The following is a 254-nucleotide window of genomic DNA, read 5'->3' as shown; positions in this document are numbered from 1 at the left end:
CTCGTCGCCCAGACGGACGAGGGCGAAGCGGAGCAGGGGCGGTCGGGTGAGGTCGAAGCGGCCGCGTTCCTCGTCCAGGATCCGAGCCAGCCGCTCCTCACGTGCCACGGGATCCAGCCCGCGCAGGTCCTCCTCGCGCCACGGTGCATCCACCTGCGCGGCGACCGCCTGCACGGTCGCGCCCGAGGACAGCACGCGGAACCCGGCCCGCAGGCTCGCATGCCGGTCCAGCAGCGCCTGGCAGGCCCGACGCA

1 protein-coding gene is annotated in these 254 nt (G+C 74.8%); it reads right to left on the bottom strand.

What is annotated here, in order from left to right; all coding sequences use genetic code 11:
• The coding region (locus ADK60_RS27980; RefSeq protein ID WP_159400615.1) for a condensation domain-containing protein at positions 1-254 on the bottom strand (254 nt) is incomplete at both ends.

The organism is Streptomyces sp. XY431 (assembly GCF_001279805.1).
GTDB classification, from domain to species: domain Bacteria; phylum Actinomycetota; class Actinomycetes; order Streptomycetales; family Streptomycetaceae; genus Kitasatospora; species Kitasatospora purpeofusca.
This window is presented reverse-complemented; position numbering and strand designations above follow the sequence as displayed.